At 55.9% G+C, this 23,943-nt stretch carries 23 protein-coding genes and 3 tRNA genes; 18 read left to right on the top strand and 8 right to left on the bottom strand.

Annotated features, from left to right (window positions below):
- The first annotated feature begins 75 nt into the window (after positions 1-75).
- Positions 76-2,073, top strand: a complete 1,998-nt coding sequence (locus tag C4542_03845) for a hypothetical protein (GenBank protein RJO62461.1) — start codon at positions 76-78, stop codon at positions 2,071-2,073.
- On the opposite strand, the gene C4542_03840 is transcribed toward C4542_03845, so the two are convergent.
- The gene (locus C4542_03840; protein RJO62460.1) at positions 2,070-2,279 is read right to left on the bottom strand and encodes a hypothetical protein; all 210 of its coding nucleotides are present in this window, start codon (positions 2,277-2,279) and stop codon (positions 2,070-2,072) included. The genes C4542_03845 and C4542_03840 overlap by 4 nt on opposite strands.
- An 84-nt stretch (positions 2,280-2,363) precedes the next feature.
- On the opposite strand from C4542_03840, the gene C4542_03835 reads away from it, so the two are divergent.
- Genes C4542_03835 through C4542_03810 form a run of 6 tightly spaced genes read left to right on the top strand, consistent with a single transcriptional unit; the run spans position 2,364 to position 10,097 of the window.
- Entirely contained in the window at positions 2,364-2,807 is a 444-nt protein-coding gene (locus C4542_03835; GenBank protein RJO62459.1) for a hydrogenase iron-sulfur subunit, read from the top strand.
- A gap of 53 nt (positions 2,808-2,860) precedes the next feature.
- Positions 2,861-3,529 carry a hypothetical protein gene (locus tag C4542_03830; GenBank protein RJO62458.1) on the top strand — a complete coding sequence of 223 codons (669 nt, stop codon included), beginning with the start codon at positions 2,861-2,863 and terminating at the stop codon, positions 3,527-3,529.
- Positions 3,526-4,455, top strand: coding sequence for a methylenetetrahydrofolate reductase (locus C4542_03825; GenBank protein ID RJO62457.1), 930 nt, complete (start codon positions 3,526-3,528; stop codon positions 4,453-4,455). Before C4542_03830 ends, C4542_03825 begins: the two co-directional genes overlap by 4 nt.
- A gap of 11 nt (positions 4,456-4,466) precedes the next feature.
- A complete protein-coding gene (locus C4542_03820) occupies positions 4,467-5,873 on the top strand; it encodes a hypothetical protein (protein RJO62456.1) in 1,407 nt (468 codons plus the stop codon).
- 4 nt (positions 5,874-5,877) lie between these two features.
- Positions 5,878-7,428, top strand: a complete 1,551-nt coding sequence (locus C4542_03815) for an FMN-binding glutamate synthase family protein (GenBank protein RJO62455.1) — start codon at positions 5,878-5,880, stop codon at positions 7,426-7,428.
- A gap of 8 nt (positions 7,429-7,436) precedes the next feature.
- Positions 7,437-10,097: a glutamate synthase gene (locus C4542_03810; protein ID RJO62454.1), complete on the top strand. Its 2,661-nt coding sequence runs from the start codon at positions 7,437-7,439 to the stop codon at positions 10,095-10,097.
- Between the two features lie 178 nt (positions 10,098-10,275).
- On the opposite strand, the gene C4542_03805 is transcribed toward C4542_03810, so the two are convergent.
- The 3 genes from C4542_03805 to C4542_03795 are packed head-to-tail and all read right to left on the bottom strand — an operon-like array spanning position 10,276 to position 12,130.
- Positions 10,276-10,485, bottom strand: a complete 210-nt coding sequence (locus C4542_03805) for a superinfection immunity protein (GenBank protein ID RJO62453.1) — start codon at positions 10,483-10,485, stop codon at positions 10,276-10,278.
- 36 nt (positions 10,486-10,521) lie between these two features.
- The gene (locus C4542_03800) at positions 10,522-11,493 is read right to left on the bottom strand and encodes a carotenoid biosynthesis protein (GenBank protein ID RJO62452.1); all 972 of its coding nucleotides are present in this window, start codon (positions 11,491-11,493) and stop codon (positions 10,522-10,524) included.
- Positions 11,465-12,130 (bottom strand): nitroreductase, encoded by a 666-nt coding sequence (locus C4542_03795; GenBank protein ID RJO62451.1) that lies wholly within the window; start codon positions 12,128-12,130, stop codon positions 11,465-11,467. Before C4542_03795 ends, C4542_03800 begins: the two co-directional genes overlap by 29 nt.
- 197 nt (positions 12,131-12,327) lie before the next feature.
- Between C4542_03795 and C4542_03790 the strand changes: the two genes are divergently transcribed.
- Entirely contained in the window at positions 12,328-13,065 is a 738-nt protein-coding gene (locus C4542_03790) for a twin-arginine translocation signal domain-containing protein (GenBank protein ID RJO62476.1), read from the top strand.
- Between the two features lie 100 nt (positions 13,066-13,165).
- Here the strand turns inward: C4542_03790 and C4542_03785 are convergent.
- Positions 13,166-13,242: transfer RNA gene (locus tag C4542_03785), tRNA-Asp, on the bottom strand.
- 108 nt (positions 13,243-13,350) lie between these two features.
- Here C4542_03785 and rpsF point away from each other — a divergent pair.
- From rpsF to C4542_03735, 10 genes are all read left to right on the top strand, one after another.
- Positions 13,351-13,695 (top strand): 30S ribosomal protein S6, encoded by a 345-nt coding sequence (gene rpsF, locus C4542_03780; protein RJO62450.1) that lies wholly within the window; start codon positions 13,351-13,353, stop codon positions 13,693-13,695.
- A 17-nt stretch (positions 13,696-13,712) separates the two neighbouring features.
- The gene (locus C4542_03775; GenBank protein ID RJO62449.1) at positions 13,713-14,126 is read left to right on the top strand and encodes a single-stranded DNA-binding protein; all 414 of its coding nucleotides are present in this window, start codon (positions 13,713-13,715) and stop codon (positions 14,124-14,126) included.
- Positions 14,127-14,202: 76 nt separating this feature from the next.
- On the top strand, positions 14,203-14,604 hold the full coding sequence (gene rpsR / locus C4542_03770) for a 30S ribosomal protein S18 (GenBank protein RJO62475.1): 402 nt from the start codon (positions 14,203-14,205) through the stop codon (positions 14,602-14,604).
- A gap of 31 nt (positions 14,605-14,635) precedes the next feature.
- Positions 14,636-14,776 (top strand): 50S ribosomal protein L34, encoded by a 141-nt coding sequence (locus C4542_03765; GenBank protein ID RJO62448.1) that lies wholly within the window; start codon positions 14,636-14,638, stop codon positions 14,774-14,776.
- Between the two features lie 69 nt (positions 14,777-14,845).
- Positions 14,846-15,205 (top strand): ribonuclease P protein component, encoded by a 360-nt coding sequence (rnpA, locus tag C4542_03760; GenBank protein RJO62447.1) that lies wholly within the window; start codon positions 14,846-14,848, stop codon positions 15,203-15,205.
- Positions 15,177-15,398: a membrane protein insertion efficiency factor YidD gene (yidD, locus tag C4542_03755; protein ID RJO62474.1), complete on the top strand. Its 222-nt coding sequence runs from the start codon at positions 15,177-15,179 to the stop codon at positions 15,396-15,398. Before rnpA ends, yidD begins: the two co-directional genes overlap by 29 nt.
- A 26-nt stretch (positions 15,399-15,424) precedes the next feature.
- Positions 15,425-16,651 (top strand): hypothetical protein, encoded by a 1,227-nt coding sequence (locus C4542_03750; protein ID RJO62446.1) that lies wholly within the window; start codon positions 15,425-15,427, stop codon positions 16,649-16,651.
- Positions 16,652-16,742: 91 nt separating this feature from the next.
- Positions 16,743-17,534, top strand: coding sequence for a protein translocase component YidC (locus C4542_03745; GenBank protein RJO62445.1), 792 nt, complete (start codon positions 16,743-16,745; stop codon positions 17,532-17,534).
- A 66-nt stretch (positions 17,535-17,600) separates the two neighbouring features.
- On the top strand, positions 17,601-18,272 hold the full coding sequence (locus C4542_03740) for a protein jag (GenBank protein RJO62444.1): 672 nt from the start codon (positions 17,601-17,603) through the stop codon (positions 18,270-18,272).
- A gap of 311 nt (positions 18,273-18,583) precedes the next feature.
- On the top strand, positions 18,584-21,658 hold the full coding sequence (locus tag C4542_03735) for an isoleucine--tRNA ligase (GenBank protein ID RJO62443.1): 3,075 nt from the start codon (positions 18,584-18,586) through the stop codon (positions 21,656-21,658).
- 74 nt (positions 21,659-21,732) lie between these two features.
- Here the strand turns inward: C4542_03735 and C4542_03730 are convergent, their stop codons facing one another.
- From C4542_03730 to C4542_03720, 3 genes are all read right to left on the bottom strand, one after another.
- A complete protein-coding gene (locus tag C4542_03730; GenBank protein RJO62442.1) occupies positions 21,733-23,088 on the bottom strand; it encodes a TrpB-like pyridoxal phosphate-dependent enzyme in 1,356 nt (451 codons plus the stop codon).
- A gap of 462 nt (positions 23,089-23,550) precedes the next feature.
- Positions 23,551-23,642, bottom strand: a tRNA-Ser gene (locus tag C4542_03725).
- A gap of 68 nt (positions 23,643-23,710) precedes the next feature.
- Positions 23,711-23,800 (bottom strand) — tRNA-Ser (locus tag C4542_03720).
- Positions 23,801-23,943 lie beyond the last annotated feature (143 nt).

Here is a 23,943-nt window from a genome sequence, read left to right as displayed (position 1 = left end):
TCAATCGAGCGAATTCAATCAGGCTGCTTGGCAGCCGTTTTTGTCTGAGTGTTTTCAGGGTTAAGGAGGAAGAAAATGTCGCCAAAAGTTACTGAGCCCGTGAAGAAGGCCGCCGAACACATAAAAATAATGAGCAAACCGCTGCCCCAGATACTCGATGAGATGGACAGCAATATCGATGCGGCAACCGAAGCCGCCCGCAGGGCCGAGGAAGCCGCCAAACTGGCGCGTGAAGCTGCCCTTTCAGCCACCAAGGCTTCCAAAGAGGCTCAAGCCCGGGCGATAGAAGCCCGGCAGGCTGGAGAAAAAGCGGCTGAGACAGCCACCCGCGCTGCTCAGGAAGCCGCCGCCAAGGCTGAGGCGCAGGCCAAGGCCGCCAAGCTGGCCGCTGAAGAAGCCATCCGCAAGGCCGAAGAAGCCGACAGGGAATCCAGAAGGGCATTGGAAGCCTTTAAAAAAGCGGCCGATGAAGCCGCCCGGCGTGCCGAAGAAGCCAGCCGAAAAGCCATCCTGGGGGCGGAAGAAGCTGTAAAGGCCGCCAGAGAGGCCGCCGAAGCCGCCAAGAAAGCTGCCGCCGAAGCCATCGCTATGGCCCGTAAGGCCGCCGAGAGCGCCACGCTGGCTGCGGAAGAAGCTGCCAGGAAAGCCGAAAAGGCCGCTCTTAAAGCGGAGGAAACGGCACGCGGGGCCAAGTATGCCGCGGAAGAAGCAGCGCGTAAAGCCGAGGAAGTTGAACTGGCTGCCAGAGAAGCCGCTGCAGCAGCAGCCAAGGCCGCCGGTGAAACTGCCGCCCGGGCAGAAGGAGCTGCCAGCGCAGCCAAAGCCGCCGTGCTTGCGGCCATTGAAAAAGCCAATAAATCAGCCAAAGAGGCTGACGACAGCGCCAAAGAGGTCAAAGCCGCCAGGGCTGAGCTGGCTGCTCATATCACCGCTCAAACTGCCATCAAGGCCGATGAAGCTGGCAGGAAGAGCAAGAGACTGGCATCCGCCACTTTCCAGGCTGCCGAGGATGTACGTCGCCGCTCTGCATTGGCCGATATCGCCGGCGACGAAGCTATAGAAGCTTCGGTAAGAGTGAGTGGAAAGGTGGCCGAAAGAGTTGAAACGGCCGGGCTTGAAGCCAAGGCAGCGGCCACAAAAGGATACGACGTAGCCGACAAGGCGTTCAAGAAGGCCGAAGCAGCGGACCTGCTGGGTGATGAAGCCATCCAGGCCTCCGCTCAGGCATTGCACAAACTGGTGGCCATGGCCGAGGATATGGCCAAGGCCGCTGAGGCCGCCGCCAAAGCCTCCATTCAGGCATCGAAAACAGCTACTGAAGCAGCCCAGACGGCAGCCAGCGAAGCTGCCACCGGTGCCGAGGAGGCCATCCGCGCCGCCAGGGAGGCAGCGGAAGCTGCCAAAAAGGCCGCCGAGGACGCGCGCAAGGCTGCTGAGGCGGCCGCCCGGCGCGCCGAAGCGGTCGCCAAGGAAGCCGCCGCCAGCGCCGCTACAGGCGTTGAAGAGGCTATTCGCGCCGCCAGGGAGGCAGCGGAAGCTGCCAAAAAAGCCGCCGAAGACGCGCGCAAGGCCGCTGAGGCAGCCGCCCTCCGGGCTGAAATGGTTGCCAGGGATGCAGCCGCCAAAGCGACCAAAGAGGCGGAGGAGGCCATCCGCGCCGCCAAGGAGGCGGCCGAAGCCTCCAAGAAAGCCGCTGAAGACGCGCGCAAAGCCGCCGAAGAAGCTGCCCGCCGCGCGGAAGCTGTTGCACGCGAAGCTAAGGATGCGGCCAACTCTGCCCGCAGCGTGGGCGAAGGCGCCGCCGCCAGGGCAGCAGAAGCCAAGAGGGCGGCGGAAGACGCCGCGCGCAGGGCTGAGGAAGCCAGTGCGCGCGCCATGGCTGCTGCCGAGCGTGCCGCCAAAGAAGCCCAGGAAAAGGCTGAGGAAGCCCTGCGCAATGAAGAAAACCTGAGAGAGTTGATCAAGAGAATTATCGGTTCGCGCGAACTCACCGTTATCATCGTGCTGGTCTTTGTTGCCGCTGTTATCGCGGCGGTAGCCCTGAGCACCGGTCTGATCTCGCTCATTCGCTAGTCTTCATTCGCTCCGATTTGAAAGAGAGGGCGGCCAGTCACAGTCCTCTCTTTTTTATGCTTGAATCTGGAATAGTTGGTTTTCTTTATGTGACCCAAGTTCTTTTTGCCTGATTGATGCAGTGATATTATGACTCTCCGCACAATCTGGCTGGTTTGACAAGCCAATTCAGGCTGTAGTATAGTAAATTCACTATCGGCAACCATATACCGTATCCTGATGGTTTATCAGCCTGAGCAGAATCAGTTTACGGGAATTGTTGCCGTTAAGCTGTCTCAAGAAGCAGTAAAATGACAGGCACTGAAGGCTGTGATAGATATATGAGCAGCAAATTCGAACCAAAGATACACGTGTTCTTCTGTGTAAACGCCTTAGACCGGGGCGTTTTTTCTACGCAGGACCCGGAAAAGGCTGCTCGCATACAAAGCGTGAAAATGCCCTGCTCATCCATGATCAAAGATATTTTCATGCTGAAAGCCTTCGAATGTGGCGCTGACGGAGTGATGGTCGTAGGCTGCCCTGCCGGCAGATGTAAGCGCGTCGACGGCAATATTCGGGCAGCCAAACGCGTTGCCTGGGTGCAAAAACTGCTGGATGAGATAGGCCTGGGCGGCAAGAGGCTAGTTTATACCGCCAGCAGTGACACGGACGCTGCCATAACTCTTCTGCTAAAAGGACTGGCAGAACTGGGACCCAATCCGGTTAAGCCGGCCGCGCAAGCTAGTCCCAGATAGAGACCAGAGTTACAGCTTGATGAATACAATCCTTGATACAATGGAGATAACCCATGATAGTCGCCAAACAGAAACCTATCGCTGAAATAAAAGAGATGCTGCGGCCTTACCAGAAAGTGCTCATCCTGGGATGCGGCACCTGCGTCAAGACGTGCTTTGCCGGCGGAGAGGACGAAGCAGCCACTCTGGGCGCGGCTCTCCGCCTAGCTTTCGGCCAGGAGAGCAAGTCCATTGAGACCGAGGAGCTGACCGTAGAGCGCCAGTGTGAGGATGCCTTCATACAGGAGGCGGCGCAAGCAGTGGCGCGTAACGAAGCCGTACTCTCTTTAGCCTGCGGGGCCGGCGTTCAGGCCATGGCACGGCGCTTTGCTAAATCTGTACTGCTTCCCGGAGTAAATACGACTTTTATCGGCGTTCTGGAAAAACCCGGTTTATTCACTGAAGAATGCTCTGGCTGCGGCGACTGCGATCTGGACACCTTCGGGGGTATCTGCCCGGTGACGCGCTGCTCCAAGCGCCTGATGAACGGGCCCTGCGGAGGGTCGAAGAACGGCAAGTGCGAAGTCAGCCCCGATATAGACTGCGCCTGGCAGCTTATTATCGACCGTCTGACAGCCCTGGGGCTGCAAGGTAATTTGAAGCGCTATATCCCGGCCAAGGACTGGCGTCCCAGTCTGGCCGGCGGGCCGCGCCGCTTACTACGAGAGGACCACGTTATATGAAAAGCGACGGAGCGAGCAAACTTAAAAGCGTCCTTGCCGGCGGGGGCTTTGCGGTAACCGCGGAGTGCGGGCCACCCAGGGGCGCCAATGCTGAGATTATACACAGGAAGGGCGAGTGGCTCAAAAGCTGCGTGGATGCGGTGAACGTCACCGACAACCAGACGGCTGTGGTGCGAATGAGCAGCCTGGCTGCCTGTTTGCACCTGTTAGAGCTGGGCATCGAGCCCGTTATGCAGATGGTCACGCGAGACCGCAACCGCATCGCGCTGCAGTCGGATATCATAGGCGCCTACTCTCTGGGGATTCGCAATATGCTGTGCCTTTCAGGCGACCATCAGAGCCTGGGCAGCCAGCCGGAAGCGTCAAATGTGTTCGATATCGACTCGGTCAATCTTGTGCATGCCGTGCGCGTCATGCGCGACGAGGGCAAAGACATGAGCGGCTTCGCGCTGAACGGCGCGCCTGAAATGTTTATCGGAGCCGCCGAGAACCCCTTTGCCGACCCGTTGTCTTACCGCGTGGTGCGGCTGGCCAAGAAAATCGCCGCAGGTGTCGATTTCATCCAGACGCAGTGCGTTTATGACCTGCCGCGTTTCAGGGAATGGATGCGGATGGCGCGGGAAGAAGGACTGACGGAAAAGGTATACATCCTGGCGGGCATCACGCCTCTCAAGTCAGCTAAAATGGCGCAGTTCATGGCGACGAAGGTCGCCGGAATGGATGTGCCCGAAGCAGTTATTAAACGCATGGCGGGGGTGACCGGACCGAAGGCAGTTGAGGAAGGTTTGAAAATTGCCATTGAGACTATCGCCGAGCTGCGGGCTATCCCCGGTGTTAGAGGTATACACATCATGGCCATCGAAGCCGAGGAACGAGTACCCGATCTGGTAAAGGCCGCCGGACTGATGCCGCGTCCGATGAAGTAGGTATTAGCGATATGCCTAAAAAATATCATATAGAGACGAAAGCCGCGCCGCCGCGTTTTCTGGCGGTGGGCAAGTTTTCAACGGTGGAGTTCCGCGAGGACTGCGCCGGAAGTTGCCGGCAGTGCGTCAAGAAGAAGTGCGTCTACAACGTCTACAAGGATAGCTACCAGCACGTCATCACCATGGATGAGCCGGAGTTTCTCTATATATGCCAGAGCTGTTTCCGCTGCGTGCAAGAATGCACCAAGGGTATTTTTTCACCCGTCATCAATCCGGAATACACGCTCATGGGCGACGAGTACTGGCAGCCCGAAATCATCAACCAGACCTGGTTCCAGGCCCACACCGGAAGAATTCCAGTTTCCGGCGCGGGTTACCGTGGGCTGTTCAGTGGCGCGGGTTTCGATGCCATGTGGACCGATATGTCCGAAATCGTGCGCCCCACGCGTGATGGCATCCACGGGCGCGAGTATATCAGCACCTCCATAGAGCTTTCACGCAAGCCGATGAGGCTCATCTTCGATAAGGAAGGGAATTTACCAGTATCACTTCCCGAAATCGTGGAAATCCCTCTCCCTGTGATCTTGCAGCCGCCCGCTTTCGGCGTGCTGAGCCAGAAGGAGCTGCTGGCCATGGCCGGGGCGGCGCAAAAGCTGCATACTTTGATGCTCATCGATGCGAAAGATTATTCCTCATCTTTCACCGGGTTTGACGGCACCATGGTGCCCAGGCTGGACGCGGCTAATTATAAGGAATATGTTGACATAATCTGCAAGAGCCGGATGGTCGAGATGGTCGACTCATCCGGAATAGAGCGCGAATTTGCCACGCTGCGCGGTTTCAAACCCGGATTGCTCATCTCGGTCGGCCTGCCGCTTGACGCCTCGGCGGCCTCGCGCGCTCTCGAACTAACGGGCACCGGCGTGGACGTGCTGCATTTTTATGCCGAAGACAACGGCCGCGAAACAGGTTCTTCCAACCCGCGCACCCTGCGCGATATGATACGCGAGATCCACCGCAAGCTGGTGGATGGCAAGGTGCGTCCTACAGTCAATCTTCTCTTCTCCGGCGGCATCGCCATGGCCGAGCATATGGCCAAGGCTGTCATCTGCGGGGCCGACGGGGTGGTGGTGGACATTCCCATGCTCATCGCCCTTGAATGCCGTCTGTGCGGGCGCTGCAAGCGAGGCGAATCCTGCCCGGTGGACATCGGGGACATCTATGTCGCCTGGGGGGTACAACGCATCGTCAATCTTATCGGCGCCTGGCATAACCAGCTTCTGGAGGTTATGGGAGCCTGCGGCATCCGCGAGGTGCGCCGCCTGCGCGGCGAGGTGGGGCGCGCCCTGTTCCTGGAAGACCTCGAAAGAGAGAGCTTCGCGCCCATCTTCGGGCAGAGAAAAGTACCATGCGGGTGATTATATGAATACCATCAAAACTAAAAATATATTGCCTGAATCCGTGAACACTCCTTCGCGCTTCCGCAACCCCATCGGCAAGTATTTAGTTAAACGCAACTCGCGCTGCGCCGCTTGCGGCCTGTGCGCCGAGCTCTGCCCCTATGGCGTGCATATCAAACCTGAGGGCTACTCCAGGCCCCTGCCGCCGCGCTCGCATCTGTGTATCGGAACCGCTTGCGCCGGTAACGATTTTTACTGCGTGAAGCGCTGCCCCAACCAGGCGCTCAGCGTGAACTTGAACCCGACGCTGCAGGCACTGGGCGACTACCGCTGGACTCCGGAGATGCTCATCGGGCACTGGCACATGGCCGAGACCGGCGAGCTTCCCCGAGTGGACCTGGAATATTCACTGGGTTCATCAGGCGGCGGTTTCGACAAAATGCGTTTCCGTATTCCCGATGCGGCGGATTATCTCGACATCAACGATGAGGACATCGATACCAGCCTGAACCTCAACCGCCGCGGTGACGGCCGTCCGCAGAAGGTGTTGTCGCTGCCATGCTACGGCGGAGGCATGTCCTTCGGTTCGACGGCTCTGCCGGTGATAGTGGGCCGGGCGCGGGCAGCTACACGCCTGAACACCATGACCTGCACCGGCGAGGGCGGATATCCGCCGGAGTTTTTGCCGTATGCCGAGCATGTGGTTACCCAGGTAGCCACCGGACTTTTCGGCGTGCGCGAGGAAACCATTCAGAACGCCCCGGTAGTAGAGTTCAAATATGCCCAGGGCGCCAAGCCGGGACTCGGCGGGCACCTCTTAGGGGATAAAGTGACCCCTGAAGTAGCCGCCATCCGCGAGACGGTGGTGGGCAGTTCTCTTTTCTCGCCTTTCCCTTTCCATAGCGTCTATTCGGTGGAAGACCACAAAAAACACGTGGATTGGATTAAGGAAATCAACCCCCGCGCCCTTGTCTCCATTAAGGTATCCACGCCCAGCGATGCGGACATGGTGGCCGTCGGCAGCTATTACGCCGGTGCCCACATCATACACTTCGACGGCAGCTACGGCGGCACCGGAGCGGCGCCCGACATCGCCAAAAAGAATATCGCCATGCCCATCGAATACGCCATTCCGCGCATACACCGTTTTCTCAAGGAAGAGGGCATCCGCGATCAGGTATGCCTTATGGCCAGCGGCGGCATCAGGAACGCCATGGACGCGGCCAAGGCAATAGCGCTGGGGGCTGACGGTGTGGTCATCGGCACGGCCGACCTGGTGGCGCTGGACTGCATCCGCTGTGGCAAGTGCGAGAGCGGACGGGGTTGCGCCCGCGGCATCGCCTCTACCGACCCCGAGCTGGGGTATATGATCAACGAAGAATATGCCGAACAGCGTATTGTGAATATGTACCTCGCCTGGCGCAAGCAGTGGTGCCAGTTGCTGCGCCAGTACGGTTTACGCAGCATGAAAGAACTCGTTGGCCGGAGCGACCTTCTGGTCAACATGGACTACCTTGATGAGGCTGAGAGGTCGAAATACCCAGAGGCACCCAAGAATAAACTGGTCATTTAGGAAAAGCCATGGCTCAAGACAATGATTCCATAATAGATAGAGTTCTCGCCTCGCGGGGCGCGTTACCGTATGTCGATTCCGGTGAGAGGAAAGCGGCGGAAGAAGGCGGTTGCGGTGTCACCGGATTTATCGCCTCGGTCCCGGTGAGCGGCCGGCATATCATGGAGCCCTCGGTGCAGATGCATAACCGCGGCAACGGCAAAGGCGGCGGCATCGCGGCGGTGGGCCTTTCCGCTGCCGACCTGGGAGTATCACAGGAGGTGCTGGATAGCCATTATCTGCTGCAAGTGGCGCTTCTCGATGCCTCTGCTCGCTCCGAGATAGAAACCGAGTTTATAACTCCATTCCTCGATGTGCATAAAGCCTCCGAGGTGCCTCACATGGCGGATTACCGTGAGGTAAAAGGCCTGGAGGTACGGCCGCCGGACGTCATGCGTTATTTCGTGCGTGTTAAACCCGACGTCTTGAAGCGTTTTGTAGCTGAGAACAAGCTGTCCGATATGGACGTGCGCAATGCCGAAGACGAGTTCATCTCGCAGAACTCCTTCCGTCTTAATCAGAAATACTACTCGTCTCTGGTTGAAAAACGTGCCTTCGTACTGTCTCACGGACGCGATATTATGATACTTAAAATCGTGGGCTATGCCGAACAGGTGGCGCAGTACTACAGGCTGGAGGATTTCAAGGCGTACGGCTGGATAGCTCACCAGCGTTATCCTACCAAAGGACGCGTGTGGCACCCGGGCGGTGCGCATCCGTTTATCGGCATGGACGAGGCGCTAGTGCATAACGGCGACTTTGCCAACTACTATGCCATAACCGAATATTTGAAACAGTTCAACATTCGCCAGCAGTTCCTTACCGATACCGAAGTCTCGGTGCAACTCTTCGACCTGTGGAACCGCGTTTTCGGCTATCCGCTGGAGTATATAATCGAAGCCATGGCTCCTACATCTGAGTACGATTTCGACCAGTTGCTGCCTGAGAAACAGCATATCTATAAACACATACAATCTACTCACTTGCCGGCCTCGCCGGACGGACCGTGGTTCTTCATCATCGCCCGTAACAACCCGTACAAACATTACCATCAGCTTATCGGCATTACCGACACCTCCATGCTGAGGCCGCAGGTATTCGCTCTCCAGGAGGGCGAAGTGCAGATAGGTTTCATCTGCTCGGAAAAGCAGTCTATCGATGCCGCGCTGGAGAGCCTCTCGCGGGAGGATCACCGTTTCAGGCCAATCGCCGACAAGTATTGGAACGCCCGCGGCGGCAGCGCCACCGACGGCGGGGCTTTCGTGTTCACCGTCCGCGACTCGGGGAGAGGAGATGGCAGTAAGATTCTCTCCTGCGCCAATAAGTTTGGCGAGAGTGTCACTGTTCCACCCGGCCAGAGAGCTTTTAAAGCTCCGTCTGACTATGATGCTCCGGTGAGTCGCCAGGCCATATCCCAGGCTGTAAGGAGCGCACTGGCAGCGGCGGACAACAGCGAGCTCCTAAGTTATTTTGTGCGAAACATGAATAAATGGAACTACGCCTCGCTCATTTTTCTAAGCAGTGAACTTGTAACAGTGGGGCAGGAAAGTGATAAAGCCAGAGCGGCGGCTATCGATATCCTCACCTCTTTGAACGACCGCAGATACACCACCGGCGATAAAAAGCGCAGCTCGGTGTTGCAGATAATACGAGATGCCCTGCACCGTTTGCTCGACGCCGTTCCCGGCTTCAACACGGATTCCGTTGGGAAATACCGCCGTTTGAACTTTGCCGGCCGCGGCACGCTCGGAGCGCCTATTGGGAACGAGAAGGTGCTGGTAATTGACGCGCGGGATTTCCCGCCGGAAGGTGAGGACTGCGACGCGCGCTATATAGTCGCGGCTTTCCAGCAGGGATGGCGCAGCTTCATCTGTTACGGCTACCGCGGCCAGCGTTTCACCGGCTGCGGGCTGGGTAAGGAAACCGACGGTGTGCGCATAGACGTATATGACAGTTCTGGCGATTATCTGGCTTCGGGCATAGATGGGATGGAGATAAGAGTCCACGGCAACGCTCAGGACCAGCTCGGTCAGATAATGAAGCGCGGCAAACTGGTGGTATACGGAGACGTCGGGCAGACCTTTATGTACGGCGCCAAAGGCGGCGAGGTGTATATCATGGGCAATGCCGCCGGACGCCCCCTCATCAACGCCGTGGGCCGCCCAAGGGTGGTTATCAACGGCACATGCCTAGACTTCCTGGCGGAATCTTTCATGGCGGGTGACCCGCTCAAGGGTGGAGGATTTGTCATCCTCAACGGGATGGAATTCGACGAAAAAAGCGGGCAGGTCAAGGAGTTGAATTCACCTTACCCCGGCTCCAACCTTTTTTCGCTGGCTTCAGGCGGTGCCATTTACGTGCGCGACCCGCACGGCAAAGTGGTTGACGAGCAGCTCAACGGCGGGGAAATCGCCACGCCCTCTCAGGCTGACTGGGAGCTGATACTGCCATACCTCGCGGAGAACGAAAAACTCTTCGGTATCTCGGTTGAGAACGACCTGCTCACCGTAAAGGGAGAACGCAAGCTGTACAGTGAGGTCTATCGCAAGGTTCAGCCGTTGAAGTCGACTGTCCTGGCAGGCAGCAAAACATCCACTGTCAAGGAGAAAATAATAAGCCTGGCAGATTAGACTGAGTGGTTATCGAGATGGAAAAAGTGGCTGCCTCCTGGAAAGGAGGCAGCCACTCCTTTATACTCACCTTTTCCCGAATACCCCGACCATTGTGGTCGAGGGATGTAGTTCGCCGCGAAGCGGACCGAACGAAGTTCATATCTGTTAATACCCCGACCGTAAGGTCGTGGGAAGTTTATTTGGTAACAGACCAGACAAGAGCCACTATCCAGCCGATACCGGTCCATCCGATCAAAAAGTTAACCAGAAAGATGGCCAAGGCATTGCGATGGTGGCGTGCCACCGCGATGATGGTCGGCAGAAAAAATATGGCGAGAGTAAACACAAACCCTATGATGCCGAAGACGCTGCCGAAGAACCAGTCGAAAGGACCCCAATGCCACATAACTTTCTCCTTTTATAACGGTTTATTAAGGCGCGGTTAGATTATAACACATCGGTTTGGCATGACCGGTTGAGCCTCGGTTCGCCGGGCAAGTGTTCTCCAGCGCAGGAACAAGGCAAGGTTGACGGCCACGGTCGGTGACATAGTGATAAATCCAACAAAGGCCAGTGAAGACATGCCTATATTGAAAGCCCAGAGTATGAAAATGACGCACAGCAACCCGTATCCAATCACCGGAATCAGGAGCACATGCTCATCGGTATCCCCGCGGTGCCGTGGCAGGTGCTCCTGTAAAATTACGAATATTAGTGTTGAAATAAAGGCCACCAGGAACCATCCGCTAAAATTCCCCGCCGGGATGCCGAAGTAACGCCCGCCTTCCAGCCATCTCCAGTTGCCTGCAGCGACTTGTAATGGTTCCATAATAAGGTCGATAGCCATGACTATAAGCGCGCCGAGCGCAGCAAACGGCACCTTATGCGTCATCCTACGCTGAGTTGTGCCAAATCCACCTCTGTTGAGCCAGATGGAAAAGGAAGAGACGATGCTGTATCCGGCATATATGAAACCGGCCCATATTAGAGGTATCAACAAGGGCACATCGAGTATTCTCGGATGAATGGCGATGTTATAAAAATAATGACCGCCGAAGATTTCGGCGTAGTTGACTCCCACGATCTCGGAAACCAGCCCCGCCGTAAATCCCAGAGCAACGAGACTCGTGCCCCCGAAGACGCCGAGAGTCCATACCGAGTGCAGGATAAGGAGTAGTGTCGCCAGGCCGAGGATAATTTTCCCGACAATCGAAAGCCCGCTGAAATTGAGAACAGATGTATTTGAGTTTCCTGTAATACTCTGAATGACATAAACGGCACCCAGGAGAATAATGCCGATGAACAATCCCCAGAGGATAATACTTCGATATCGCAATTGACTATCTCTTGCTGCGGACACTATGTACTTTTTAAAGGCAATCCATTTATAATCCTTTAAAGCGCACGATTTCATCAACTGGACGCCTGGCGCTGCGGAAGCGGTTGATGGGATTTTTTTCGTCCTGATAGCCCAGCGCAATGGCGAAAAGAATCATCAGGTCGGAGGGTATCGCAAGTGCCTCGCGGATGAGGTCGGGGTAGGAAGTCATCCAGACGGCGGGTATCGAATCGACGCCGTGCCGCCGCGCCGCCAGCATTATGCTTAACGAAAAGGCCCCCATATCGAAGACCGACCAGGTGCTAAGGGTGCGCTCCATGCATAGAAACGCCACTACCGGGGCATCGAAAAAGCGGTAGTTATACTCAAGCAGTTTCTGGCGGCCTGCCTTGTCCTCTCGTTCGACACCCACGCTCTGGAGACGTTTATCCATGTTCTGGTCGATGCGGACCTGTATCTGTTCCGGCCATTTCTGGGGGCCAGGCATCTCCAGGGAGCGGGGAGTGCCGGAGCGGAAGCGCTCGAGGTTGATGTTGCGTAGTTTTTCCAGCACCTCTCCGCCGGCCAGGAAAACCTCCCACGGCTGGCTATTAGCCCAGGAAGGCGTCCTGGCGGCAGCCTCGAAAATTTTATTTATAGTTTCCCGCGGGGCGGCCTTGGGCTTGAACGCCCGGGCGCTAAAGCGGCTGTTAATAGCTTCGATTACATCCATAATAACCTCCTGAAACTAATAAAATAATGATAGCATACCGGAGACGAATAACTCGAAACCCGTGGAACCCGATAACGCCGAAGTAACAATTATTTAACTATTCAAGCAGTAATTTTATGATTATTTGATGGGTTGTCCCGTATCATTTATGCGGTTGTGATATCAGGATGGTCTTTGGAATCCGCAGGAATCAATGTATGCCTCAAAAGAGAGTATCGCGCAGAGAATTCTTACGGGGAACCGGTGTTTTGCTTGCCGCAGCCGCGGCAGGCTCTCCTGGCCTCCTTGAGGGATGTTTTGGAGTTCCCGGCAGAACGTCGTCTCCACCGACCAGCGTCACACAGCTTCCCGGCATCATATATAGTCCGGATACGCTCCGAGCCAACCGCATACCACCCGGCCAAACAGAGACCAGCGCATGGCCACAGCTCCAGGCTAGCGGGGTTCCCACCATCAACCTAGATGACTGGATATTCACCATTTCAGGAGAGGTTGAGAAAGAGGTAATCCTGAGCTACGGCGAATTTACGGCGCTTCTTTCGGAGAAGGTTTTTTCTGATATCCACTGCGTGACGAGATGGACACGGCTCAATAACCTGTGGGAGGGATTTGGCGCTCAGACGGTAACTAATCTGGTGAAGCTCAAGACGGACGCTAAATTCGTTATTGTGCATGCCTACGGCGGTTTCACCACCAACCTGACTCTCTCAGATTTTTTACAGCCGGACGTGCTATTCACCGTCAAACACGACGGCACCCCGCTCATCCCCGAACACGGCTGGCCGGTGCGCCTTGTAGTCCCGCGGCTATATTTCTGGAAGAGCGCCAAATGGGTCACCGGCATTGAATTCAGTGCTGTCGACCAACCGGGATTCTGGGAAACGCGGAGGTATAACAATCACGGCGGCCCCTGGAAAGAGGAACGTTTCTCCTGACCAGGATTCCCCAACGAATTACTTAGTAACATCTGAGGTGCAAGTAACCGTCGGGAATGCGTAAAAAGTATAATCTTTAATGGATTAAAGAGGGTTTTACTGGCGACCCCGACGGGATTCGAACCCGTGATCTCCACCGTGACAGGGTGGCATGTTAGACCGCTACACCACGGGGCCACTCAAAGCATTTAAGTCTAGCAAAGCAGCGGCTCACGTGTCAACAATTTGCTCTTTACTCTCGTTATGGTATAATAATCAAAATTTCGTTTGCTTTAGGGAGAATTCGTGGTAACAAAAACAACTAAAGTAGCCAAGCCTGCCGGCGCCGCCAGCAGCGCCGATGGTCAGCGGAATTATGAACTCATGCTGGTCATCAACCCCGAGTGGACTGAAGAAAAGCTGAATACGACAACGGCGGGCGTCAGCCAGTTCATCACGGGGATGGGTGGTAATGTGGCCGAGGCCAAAGCGCTGGGTAAGCGCAAATTGGCCTACCCTATCAAGCATTTCAGCGAGGGGTATTACGTGCTGCTCCATTTCAAGCTGAAGAGCGAATCCAGCCCTGAGCTCGAGAACAGGCTAAATATCTCCGAGGAAATTATCCGCTATCTGTTAAAGAATGTGGAGTAAAGCAGGAGGCCTGGCCGATGGTAAGCTTGAATAAGGTGATGCTTATTGGCAATGTGGGGAACGACCCGGAGATGCGGTTCACGCCCAGCGGCAATCCAGTGACTTCCTTCCGCATCGCTACCAATCGCGTCTTCAGCACTCCCGAAGGTGAAAAAAAGCAGGAAACAGACTGGTTTACTGTTGTGGCCTGGAACAAGCTGGCGGAACAGTGCAACCAGTTTCTCAATAAGGGCAAACTGGTGTATGTCGAGGGCAGATTGCGCAACCGCAGCTGGGACGGCACGGACGGGCAGAAGCATTTTCGCACCGAGGTCATCGCCAGCCGGGTGACATTCCTGGACAGGGCAGGAGCGGCGAGCGCGGCCCCGGAAGAGAAAACGGAAGAAACCGAAGTCGAGGATAATGAAGCGGGGGACCTGCCTTTCAGTTAAACGGTGACCTCGTTACAGATTATAATAGTTAGGAGATACATTTATCGTGGTTGAAACTAAGACTGCTGCCAGACCTATGGGAAGGCGCCCCCCGGGCAAGTGGACGGGTGGTAAATTTGCCCCGAAGCGCAAAGTGTGTTCTTTCTGCGCCAGCCGGGCCAAGGGCATCGACTACAAAGACACAGCGATGCTGGGTCGCTTTATTTCTGACCGCGGCAAGATAGAGCCCAGGCGCCGCACCGGTACCTGCAACCGCCACCAGCACGCGCTGGCGCTGGCCATCAAGCAGGCGCGCCACGTGGCGCTGCTGCCATTCGTACCTGAGCACATTCATCTGCAGGGGCTGGTGCCTCCGCTCAATCTGAACTCTGTCGCCGGCGAGAGTAAAACGACTGCCGAGGCCAAACCGGCCGCAGAAAACGCGGCGGCAGTTCCTTCTGTGGAGACAGAAGTATCAGCTAAAGATATAGAAATATAAAGACCGGGCAGGTCTTTATCGAGGAGTTAAAGTGCCAAAGAGGACGTATCAACCCAAAAAAATTCCCCGCAAGCGGGAACATGGTTTTCTCAAGCGCATGGATTCCCGCGGCGGGAGGGATGTTCTTAAAGCCCGCAGGCTTAAAGGGCGCCAGCGCCTTACCGTAGTTTAAGCTCAAACCCGCTTTTCTCCCCGGAATTGCTCTGGAATCTTTTGGGTTAAATTACAACCGGATGGACGCATGAAAGGGGAACAGTACCTTAACAAACCAGGGGATTTTGCCCGGGTGCAGCAGGGTAAGAGGTGGGGTGGCGGGCTGGTTGTGATTAAAAGCTGTCCGAACGATCTGCTCCAAGCGCGTTACGGTTTTATAGTAAGCAAGCGCCTCGGGAAGGCCGTGGTTCGAAATCGCGTGAAGCGCCGGTTGAGGGAAATCGTGAGGCAGCTAGACCTTAAACCGGGGACCGACACCGTACTTAGCGCCAGACCTCAGGCGGCACAGGCTGAGTATGAGGCGCTTAAAACAGATGTTTTGAATCGGCTGGCACAGGCCGGCTTATTGGCAAGAGATGATAAGAAAAATTGCTCTGTGGATGATTAGGCTCTACCAGCGGACATTTTCACAGGTTATGCCTTCAACCTGCCGCTATCTGCCCACCTGCTCGCAGTACACCTATGAAGCCATCGCCAGGTTCGGGCTTATAGAAGGGGTCTGGATGGGAGCGCGCCGCATAAGCCGCTGCCATCCCTGGCATGAGGGCGGTTACGACCCTGTGCCCGATAAACCCGGTTAAAAAGAGTCTGATAGGGGAAATTTGCATTGAAGAAAAAAGTATTTGTTGCTATCCTCACCCTGGCGCTACTGGCAATCTTTGTCACCCTTAGCAGTTGTGGTTCTACGGCTGTGTCTGCGGGATGGGCGGGCGTAACCGTCTACGGGGGTAATCTTTACACTGTTTCCGGTTTCGGGCAGCTGGACGCGCTTACAGCTGCTGATGGCAGTACCTTATGGGGAATTGCCGTTGACACCACGCCTACGAGCAGTGGGGGCTTTGGTTGCTCGGCACCCTCGACCATAGTGGCTGTATACGGTAATCTGTCAATGTCCGGCGACCAGTTATACATAGCCGGTTATAACGGTAAGGTTTATACATTCAATGTTAACACGCGCATATCGAGCAGTGTCACCCTGAGTGCCGACGATTCCAAGCCCATTGTCGGGGGGACTGTCATCGATCAAGGGAGAGTTTACGTGGCATCCTCAAACGGCAAGCTCTATGCCCTTGATGCAACCACGCTGGCGAAAGTCTGGGAATTTAAGACGGGCAATAAAATTTGGTCAACACCAGCTGCGGATGATGGAATGGTCTTTGTGGGTTCGTTCGACAAGAAAGTTTATGCCGTAGATACGGCGACTGGTAAGCAAAAGTGGTCATTTGGCACGAAGGGTGCCATCATAGCCACCCCTGTTATTGCTGGCGGAACCGTGTATGTAGCTTCATTCGACCGCCATATCTATGCCCTGGACGAAGTCACCGGCAGCCTCAAATGGCAGTTTCCCGCTTCCGGCCAGAGCGGGAATGAGCCGCGCGAATGGTTCTGGGCTACACCCGTTATCTCAAATGGCATCCTCTATGCCCCGTGCCTAGACGGAAAAGTCTATGCTGTTAAAACCCAGGATGGCAGCCTAGTGACGACCTTCGACCTGGGTACGGAAATAGCGTCTTCTCCTGTGGTTGTGGACGGCAAGGTTGTCGTAGCCACTCATGACGCCAAAATTTATTCGTTAGACGCCACTGGCATCAAATCGCAGGTTCTCATTGTAGATCTAAGGATTAAGGATAATAATCAGAGCAAGCTTACCGTAAGCTCTCCGCTTTCCGCTGCCAATGGTATTGTATATATCCATGGTTTTCAATCTGAGAAAATATATGCTCTAAATATGGCCACAGGTGAATACAAGGCCTTTGCCTTGGAATCCGTTTCCACAACCGCGACCGCTACCGCCACTGTTACCGCTACAGTTACTGTTACGGCTACCAAATAGAAAGGCGGTGTATTTGAGATACATGAATGCGCATATATCCATAACGGGATTTCCGGAAAAACCTAGTGCTGCTTAGTGAGGAAGATGTAACTTGAATATCGGAGAGATTTGGAACCTGATCATACTCCAGCCCGTGACCAACGTGCTGATAGCGCTGTCTCATTATCTAGGAAACAGTTTCGGGTTATCCATCATCGTGTTAACCCTATTCATCAATGCGGTCATGTATCCGCTGACGCTCAAGCAGATGAAGGCTACCAAGGCCATGCAGGACATCCAGCCCCGGCTGGCTGAACTGAAGAAAAAACATGCCAAGGATGCCCCGATGCTGGCCCAGGAGCAGATGAGACTCTACCGCGAGTCCGGCGTCAGCCCGGCCGGCTGCCTGCTGCCGACACTCCTCCAGACGCCCATCTGGATTGCGCTATACCAGGCTATCATCGGCTTGATGGCGGTAACCCCGGAGAAATTCCTCGGCCTTTCTGGCAACCTGTATTCCTGGCCTGTCATATTCGCCGCCATGCCACTGAATACCCATTTCCTCTGGCTCAACCTGGGCGCTCCCGACTACTTGCTGGCGATACTGGTTGGCGGCAGCATGTGGCTGCAGCAGAAGATGACCACACAGACCTCCACCGACCCTAAACAGGCGCAGCAGGCGCAACTGATGCAGGTTATGATGCCCATTATGTTCGGTTTCTTTTCCATCAGCGTGCCGAGCGGACTGGCATTATACTGGGTCGTCAATGCAGTTGTGCGCGTTGGAATGCAGTATTTCTACAGCGGGTGGGGCGGTCTGGCTGGCTTGCCGCGGCAAGCGCTTGCCCTTGTACCCTTCGGAAAAGGCAAGACGCCGTCTATATCGCGCAAGCCCAAAAAATAGACCATCTCTCCGCTCAGTATCCGGTCTCCGATGCGGGTTGATGGTCAACCGATAGAAGGGATTAAGATGAAAGAGCTTGAGATAAGCGCCAGGACGGTGGATGAAGCCACGCGCCGGGCGCTGGAACAGCTAGGTTTGAGGCTCGATCAGGTGGAGATTGAAGTACTGAGCGAAGGCAAGCCCGGCCTGCTGGGCTTAGGGGCGGAAGCCGCCCGTATACGGGTCACCGAGACGGCCAATAGAATTCCACCAGAAGAGCAGGTGGCCGCCAGTGCCCAGGAAAGCCTTGAAATCATCCTGTCCCACATGGGGCTGGATGCCAGCGTTTCCTGTCAGTACGACAATCCCGTGGCGGACGATGAAGAAAAATCCGCGGCGCCTATCGTCCTGGATATCAACGGCGAAGACCTGGGGATACTCATAGGGCGGCGTGGGCAAACACTGGCCTGCCTGCAATATATCACGCGCTTGATGGTAACCCGCCAAACGGGTTATGCCGCACCGTTGGTATTAGACGTCAACGGCTATAAGAAGCGCCGCTATGAGTCTTTGCGCACCCTGGCCCAGCACGTGGGGGAGCAGGTCGAGGTCAGCGGTAAGTCCTGCGCCCTTGAGCCCATGCCAGCCTACGAACGCCGCATCATTCACCTGGCGCTGGCCGAACACCCGTATGTTACCACTGAGAGCGTGGGTTTCGGCGAAGCGCGCAAAGTGGTGATACTCCCGAAGCCCAAGTAGGTGCTATAATAGATTTAATTGAATAACCAGCTTAAAGGCCTTGACGGAGAAGAGTAAGGAAGTTCGCTCTCAGCAAGCGAGTCTGGTATGGTGTGAGCAGACCTGTGGCTCTTTCTGAAAATCCCTCCCGAGCCGCCAGCCAAAAGTCCCTTAAAATCGGACGAATAGGCCGGGCCGGATGCCAGCCGTTAGAACTGGCGGGGCATGTTAGTGCTCCAGTAAGTGTTCCGCCTAAGGCGGAAAAGCGGGGTGGTACCGCGGGCATAAACCCGTCCTCGATGGACGGGCCTATTTTTTATAAGGGGTAAAGCATGTTCAAGGTAGTGGGTAGCAAAGCTAACTTCTCCCAGATGGAGGAAGCCACGCTGGGCTTCTGGCGGGAGAAAAATATCTTTAGGCGCAGCGTGGAAAACCGCCGCGCAGGTCAGCGTTTTACCATGTACGAAGGCCCCCCGACGGCTAATGGAAAGCCCGGTATCCATCATGTCATCTCGCGTGTTTTTAAAGACATCATTCCGCGCTACAAGTCGATGCAGGGCTACTATACCCCGCGCATTGCCGGTTGGGATACCCATGGATTACCGGTTGAGCTCGAAGTAGAGAAACAGCTTGGCTTCTCCAATAAGACGGATATCGAGCGCTACGGAATCGACAAATTCAACGCCAAATGCCGGGAAAGCGTCTTCCGCTACCTGAAGGAATGGGACTCCCTGACCGAGCGCATCGGCTTCTGGGTGGACCTGGAGCATCCCTATATCACCATGGACAACAGCTATATCGAAAGCGGCTGGTGGATACTCAAGCAGATGTGGGATAAGGGGCTGGTGTACCAGGGCTACCGCGTGACGCCGCACTGCCCGCGCTGTGGCACTTCGCTGTCATCCCACGAAGTGGCGCAGGGATATAAGGACGACACGCCTGACCCATCGGTTTACATAAAGTTTAAGGTGACTGAAGAGTCCGCGGTAGGTAAGCTCGTTAGCGGGGGCGCGAGTCCGCATTTGCCGCTATTCCTGCTTGCCTGGACCACCACGCCCTGGACGTTGCCGGGCAATACGGCACTCGCTGTGTGCGCTGATGCCGACTACGCTGTAGTGGAACTCGAAAATGAGAATATTATCATGGCCTGTGCTCGACTGGCAGCAGCGGGTCTGGGCCACGCCCGTGTGGCGGCGGTAGTGAAGGGCCAGGACCTCGTAGGTTTGCGATATACTCCACTCTACAATCCGCATGACTACGGCGTAGAGCGAAGGCGCTTTCAAACCGGCGGGACACAATCGAGCCCGGTCATCAAGGCGGAAGCCCCCGACCCGAACCTCAGTTACCGGGTGATAGCCACTTCCTTTGTCACTATGGAGGACGGCACGGGCATCGTGCATGTGGCGCCGGCCTTTGGCGAGGCGGACTTCGAAGCCGGTAGGGTTGAGGGGCTGGACTTCGTGCAACAGGTGGACCTGCAGGGCAAGATAACAGGCAGCTATCCCTTCGCCGGCAGGTTCGTCAAAAGCGCCGATAAGGAAATCATCTCCGACCTGAAATCCAGAGGGTTGCTCCTCAAGGCCGAGACCATTCACCATACCTATCCGTTCTGCTGGCGCTGCAACACGCCGCTCCTTTATTACGCCAAGCAGTCGTGGTATATAAAAACGGCTATGCTGAAAGACAGGCTACTGGCGGGCAACGAACAGATTAACTGGTACCCCGAGCATATTAAAGAGGGGCGTTTCGGCGACTGGTTAGCCAACAATGTAGACTGGGCCTTTTCCCGCGAGCGCTACTGGGGCACGCCTTTACCAGTGTGGCAGTGCGAAAAATGTAGGGCGCAGGAGTGCGTCGGCAGCGTGGCAGAACTCAAAACCAAGCCCGGTTTCAGCGGCCTCAAGGAACCTATGGACCTCCACCGCCCATACGTTGACGAGGCCGTATACAACTGCCAGAAATGCGATGGCAGGATGAAACGGGCCAGTGAAGTTATAGACTGCTGGTTTGATTCCGGCGCCATGCCGGTAGCCCAGTGGCACTACCCCTTCGAGCCGGAAAGCCGAGGCATCTTCGAGGACGGGCGTTTCCCGGCGGACTACATCTGCGAGGGTGTGGACCAGACGCGCGGCTGGTTTTATAGCTTGCACGCCATCTCTACTTTGCTTTTCGACAAGCCCTGCTATAAGAATGTCATCTGCCTGGGTCATATCCTGGACGCCCAGGGCGAGAAGATGAGCAAATCACGCGGCAATATGGTGGAGCCGCTACCAGTGTTGCAAAAATACGGCGCAGACGCCCTGCGCTGGTACCTATTCACGGCGGCCCCTCCCGGCAATGCCCGGCGTTTTTCGGAGCAGCTTGTCTCTGAGGTGACGCGCCAGTTCATGCTTATCCTGTGGAACGTATATTCTTTCTTCGTCACCTATGCCAATATCGATAAATATAACCCGGCTGTGGATACCAGCAGGCCGGAACCCTCCGAGCTGGACCGCTGGATACTTTCCGAACTCAACCAACTGGTGAAAGAGGTTACCGCCGACCTGGACGGCTACAATATCACCGATGCCGGGCGCGCCATCGAACGCTTCGTGGATTTTCTCTCCAACTGGTACGTGCGCCGCTCGCGGCGGCGTTTCTGGAAGAGCGAGAGCGATACAGATAAACTGGCAGCCTACCAGACCCTTTATAAATGCCTGGTGACGCTCTCCAAACTGCTGGCGCCGTTCATGCCTTTCCTGGCAGAAGAGATGTATCAGAACCTGGTGGTAACGGTCTATCCCGATGCCCCGGACAGCGTACACCTGGCGGATTTCCCCAAGGCGGACGAGAGCCTTATAGATGAGAACCTATCCGCCGATATCCGGCTGGCCATGAAGGTCTCCAGCCTGGGACGCGCGGCACGGGCGCAGACCGCTATCAAAGTACGCCAGCCGCTCAATGCAGCCGTTGTCAGGGTGAGGTCGGCCAGTGAGAAGAAGGGGCTGAAGCGCTCTGATGACCAGATTCTGGAAGAGCTCAACGTCAAGTCACTGGTTTTTTCGGACGAGATTGGTGTAAACGAAACGGCTACTACTCTGAGTGCCTTCTGCGAAGAGGGGGAGCTGGGGGTGGCTGTCGATACCAATATCACCCCGGAACTGGCCAAGGAAGGCCTGACGCGCGAAATCGTGCACCGCTTGCAGACCATGCGTAAGACCGCCGGTTTCGAAATCGCCGACTATATAGTTACTTACTACCAGTCCGATGATTACGTCCGGGACGTGATGCAGGCTTATGCCGCCTACATTAAGCGCGAGACGCTCTCTCGTGAAATACGCTTCGAGGTCCCTCCTCAGGGCGTCCGCACCGAAGAACACAAGCTCGGCGGACACACGATTACGCTGGGCGTTATCAAGCAGCCTTAAGACTCGCCTGGATTAAAATAAAAGAAGGGGGGCTGTCCGCCCCCCCTTCTTTTTGTTGTTTGGTAGGAGCCCTGTTATACGGAAGGCAGGCAGGCCAGCGCTTCTTTGACCTTTTCGGCGGGGTATTCGTAGTCGGTAAGCTTGCCGGACAGGTAGGCGTCGTAGGCCGACATATCGAAGTGGCCGTGGCCGCTGTGGTTGAAGAGTATGACCTTCTTTTCGCCGGACTCGCGGCATTTGATGGCCTCGTCGATGGCGGCGCGGATGGCGTGGTTGGTTTCGGGCGCGCTGATGAATCCCTCGCTGCGGGCAAAGGTGATGCCGGCCTCGAAGGTGGCCAGCTGGTTGACCGCTCTGGCCTCGATGATGCCCAGCTTGTGCAGGTGGCTCACGATGGGCGCCATGCCGTGGTAGCGCAGGCCGCCGGCGTGCACCGGAGGCGGCATGAAATGGCTGCCCAGGGTGAACATCTTGGCGATGGGAGCCAGGCCGGCCACGTCACCGAAATCATAGGCATACAATCCCTTGGTCAGCGACGGGCAGCTCGATGGCTCGACGGCGACGATGCGCGTCTTTTTTCCCTTAGCCAGCTTGTCGTGGACGAAGGGCAGCGCGATGCCGCCGAAGTTGGAGCCGCCGCCGACGCAGGCGATGACCACATCAGGGTATTCGCCGGCCATCTCCATTTGTTTCTGGCACTCCTGTCCGATGACTGTCTGGTGCATCAGAACATGGTTGAGCACGCTGCCCAGCGAGTAATGGGTATCCTCGCGCGGGCCGGCATCCTCCACGGCTTCGCTGATGGCCAGCCCCAGACTGCCGGGGTTGTTGGGGTCGGCGGCCAGTGCGGCGCGCCCGGAGTTGGTATCGTTGCTGGGGCTGGGCACGCACTTGGCGCCCCAGGTTTCCATCATCATGCGGCGGTAAGGTTTTTGATTGTAGCTGACCTTGACCATGTAAACCTTGAGCTCGAGGCCGAAGAGGCTGCAGGCAAAGGCCAGCGAGCTGCCCCACTGCCCGGCGCCGGTCTCGGTGGTAAGGCGTTTGATGCCCTCCTGTTTGTTGTAATAGGCCTGGGGGATGGCGGTGTTGGGCTTATGGGAGCCGGCCGGACTGACATCCTCGAACTTGTAATAGATGTGAGCCGGGGTGTCGAGCGCTTTCTCCAGCCGTCGCGCGCGGTAAAGCGGCGTGGGGCGGTACTGGCGGTATATTTTCTGCACCTCTTCGGGGATGTCAATGTAGCGCTCCTGGCTGACCTCCTGCTTGATGAGCTCCATGGGGAATAGAGGCGCCAGGTCGGACGGGCCCAGCGGCTGCTTGGTGCCCGGGTGCAGATAGGGCGGCAGCGGCTCGGGCAGGTCGGCCTGGATGTTATACCACCGGGTAGGCATGTCCTTTTCTGACAAGATGAACTTGATGCTATCCATTTTTCTCTCCTTTTCTATATTCTAAAATTCTATCAGTTTAGAAAAACCTCTGTTGCTTAATTAATCTTGGCCCCTGCGGGCCAGCGCCATAGCTGCATAGCGACCTCCTTAAAATAAAAAAGCCTCCCACCCTTGAAGGGGCAGGAGGCTTCCTAATGCGGTGCCACCCTTCTTCGTCCGCATGAGGCGGACATCTCATTCGGGTACGTCGCTTGCGCAAGATACCCCGGGGTTAGATAACGCTCCCCTCACGTCCAGACCTACTATCCGCTATCGGATTTCGGGTGGCGGCTCCCAAGTCCATTCAGTCTCTGCGCTAGCACCGGCTCACACCTTGCCCGGCTCTCTGGGCTCCGCTCGAAGGCTTACTATTCTTGTTCTCAGCCTTTCAGATATCAAATTGAAAAGACTATAAAGGATTGTTTTTGATTTGTCAAACCACCAGATGAAAGGAGTTGCTGATGGCGGAGAGGGCGGGATTCGAACCCGCGGTCAGACTTGCGCCCGACACACGCTTTCCAGGCGTGCCTGTTAAACCACTGCAGTACCTCTCCGCGCTAAACGCTTTTATTATAGCCTATATGGGAAGAAAAGTGGAAGTCACGCAGAAGAATAATAAGAGTGGCGGAGAGGGTGGGATTCGAACCCACGTCCCGATTGCTCGGGAACCGCTTTTCGAGAGCGGCACCATGAACCACTCGGACACCTCTCCTCGCTTGCAGACATTTTAGCCGAAAACACTTGCTGGGTAAAGCAGGTGTAAGAGTCCAGTACATATTGGATTTTTGGGGGTTAGTGACAAAGTTATCCAAATAGTAGCGCAAAGGCGGAAGTTTTCCAATAGCCCGGTGAGGC

Source organism: Dehalococcoidia bacterium (assembly GCA_003597995.1).
Taxonomy (GTDB): Bacteria; Chloroflexota; Dehalococcoidia; order Dehalococcoidales; family UBA1222; genus SURF-27.
The sequence above is the reverse complement of the archived record's forward strand: the minus strand, read 5'-3'. Positions and strand labels throughout refer to the sequence as shown.

Bases quoted from the DNA above. Each gene is read 5' to 3' on its own strand.
- C4542_03775 (RJO62449.1), top strand. From the start codon at position 13,713: ATGGTAAGCTTGAATAAGGTGATGCTTATTGGCAATGTGGGGAACGAC.
- C4542_03820 (RJO62456.1), top strand. From the start codon at position 4,467: ATGCCTAAAAAATATCATATAGAGACGAAAGCCGCGCCGCCGCGTTTT.
- rnpA (RJO62447.1), top strand. From the start codon at position 14,846: ATGAAAGGGGAACAGTACCTTAACAAACCAGGGGATTTTGCCCGGGTG.
- C4542_03815 (RJO62455.1), top strand. From the start codon at position 5,878: ATGAATACCATCAAAACTAAAAATATATTGCCTGAATCCGTGAACACT.
- C4542_03830 (RJO62458.1), top strand. From the start codon at position 2,861: ATGATAGTCGCCAAACAGAAACCTATCGCTGAAATAAAAGAGATGCTG.
- C4542_03740 (RJO62444.1), top strand. From the start codon at position 17,601: ATGAAAGAGCTTGAGATAAGCGCCAGGACGGTGGATGAAGCCACGCGC.
- C4542_03800 (RJO62452.1), bottom strand. From the start codon at position 11,493: ATGAAATCGTGCGCTTTAAAGGATTATAAATGGATTGCCTTTAAAAAG.
- C4542_03795 (RJO62451.1), bottom strand. From the start codon at position 12,130: ATGGATGTAATCGAAGCTATTAACAGCCGCTTTAGCGCCCGGGCGTTC.
- C4542_03790 (RJO62476.1), top strand. From the start codon at position 12,328: ATGCCTCAAAAGAGAGTATCGCGCAGAGAATTCTTACGGGGAACCGGT.
- C4542_03825 (RJO62457.1), top strand. From the start codon at position 3,526: ATGAAAAGCGACGGAGCGAGCAAACTTAAAAGCGTCCTTGCCGGCGGG.
- C4542_03810 (RJO62454.1), top strand. From the start codon at position 7,437: ATGGCTCAAGACAATGATTCCATAATAGATAGAGTTCTCGCCTCGCGG.
- C4542_03845 (RJO62461.1), top strand. From the start codon at position 76: ATGTCGCCAAAAGTTACTGAGCCCGTGAAGAAGGCCGCCGAACACATA.
- C4542_03735 (RJO62443.1), top strand. From the start codon at position 18,584: ATGTTCAAGGTAGTGGGTAGCAAAGCTAACTTCTCCCAGATGGAGGAA.
- rpsR (RJO62475.1), top strand. From the start codon at position 14,203: ATGGGAAGGCGCCCCCCGGGCAAGTGGACGGGTGGTAAATTTGCCCCG.
- C4542_03805 (RJO62453.1), bottom strand. From the start codon at position 10,485: ATGTGGCATTGGGGTCCTTTCGACTGGTTCTTCGGCAGCGTCTTCGGC.
- C4542_03835 (RJO62459.1), top strand. From the start codon at position 2,364: ATGACAGGCACTGAAGGCTGTGATAGATATATGAGCAGCAAATTCGAA.
- C4542_03840 (RJO62460.1), bottom strand. From the start codon at position 2,279: ATGGTTGCCGATAGTGAATTTACTATACTACAGCCTGAATTGGCTTGT.
- C4542_03730 (RJO62442.1), bottom strand. From the start codon at position 23,088: ATGGATAGCATCAAGTTCATCTTGTCAGAAAAGGACATGCCTACCCGG.